Here is a 1201-nt window from a genome sequence, read left to right on the forward strand (position 1 = left end):
TGTTCCGGACAAAGCAGCGCCTCGCCAAACATCCTTGTTTGGCGTGCTAACCTCTCTCAGTTGTCGGCGCTTTGTGAAGGTGCGGTCTGGTGCACTTGTTTGCTTTTGGGAAAAGAAGCGGTAGGGGATTTAGGATATTTTTTAAGTGCAAAAATTTTTTTACTTAAACACCTATGTTTTCTGAAAGTTTTTGACAAGACTTTGTGGGTTTTTGCAAGTTATAAGTTTTTGATCTGCAAGTTTCGGACGCTGTGAATTAGTCGATATTTTCAATACGATGTCTGCGTCCGAATTAGGGGGATTTTATGCGAAATCCCCCTAATAACCCCCACGCAGCACCACCCAAAGCGGTCTTCGACTGCCCTCCGCCTTCGTTCGGTCTTAACGCACCGGCGCTGATTTGTTCCGGACAAAGCAGCGCCTCGCCAAACATCCTTGTTTGGCGTGCTAACCTCACTCAGTTGTCGGCGCTTTGTGAAGGTGCGGTCTGGTGCACTTGTTTGCTTTTGGGAAAAGAAGCGGTAGGGGATTTAGGATATTTTTAAAGTGCAAAAATTTTTTTACTTAAACACCTATGTTTTCTGAAAGTTTTTGACAAAGTTTTATAGGATCTTGAAAATTTCAGGCATTCAAATGCTGTTATTAGGTCGATTTTTTCAATACGATCACAGCATCCGAATTAGTGGATTTTTAAAACTAGTTAAAGTGGCTGCTTTATGCTTAAACGTAGGTATTTTCTGAAAGTTCTTGTCAAAAATTTTTATGTTTATTGGAAAACCGCTTAGTACAATGTTGTACGGAGAGGGAGCGGATTATGCACAGAGTCCTTCTATTCGGACGCTAACATCATTAGGAAAAAATCAATCAAATTCCCAGCGTCCGAAACCTACAGATTAAAAAACTATGGCTTTCATTACCCATAAAATCTTGTCAAAAAGTTTCAGAAAATATAGGTGTTTAAGTAAAAAACATAACCCTTGCCAAAAACCTTCAGAAAATACCCACGTTTTAGTATAAAAACAAAATTTTTAAGATATTTTCAAAATATCCCAAAACCTAAACGGTAACTTTTCACCAAATCATAAAAGTGCACCAGATTGCACCTTCACAAAGCGTCGACAACTGAGAGAGGTTAGCACGCCAAACAGGGATGTTTGGCGAGGCGCTGCTTTGTCGGGAACAAATCAGCGCTGGTGCGTTA

The 1201-nt window shown here is 40.4% G+C and carries 2 protein-coding genes; one reads left to right on the forward strand and one right to left on the reverse strand.

The features are described from left to right. A partial coding sequence (locus J3U74_RS12335) for a hypothetical protein (protein ID WP_267377558.1) occupies positions 1-255 on the forward strand: 255 nt, incomplete at its 5' end. 37 nt (positions 256-292) lie between these two features. Here the strand turns inward: J3U74_RS12335 and J3U74_RS12340 are convergent. Beyond that, on the reverse strand, positions 293-433 hold the full coding sequence (locus J3U74_RS12340; protein WP_267396048.1) for a hypothetical protein: 141 nt from the start codon (positions 431-433) through the stop codon (positions 293-295). Positions 434-1201 lie beyond the last annotated feature (768 nt).

The sequence above is a fragment of the Gilliamella sp. B3892 genome, from assembly GCF_026536305.1.
Taxonomy (GTDB): domain Bacteria; phylum Pseudomonadota; class Gammaproteobacteria; order Enterobacterales; family Orbaceae; genus Gilliamella.

Excerpts from the sequence above, each read along its gene's own strand:
- J3U74_RS12340 (WP_267396048.1), bottom strand. The coding sequence starts at position 433 with ATGTTTGGCGAGGCGCTGCTTTGTCCGGAACAAATCAGCGCCGGTGCG.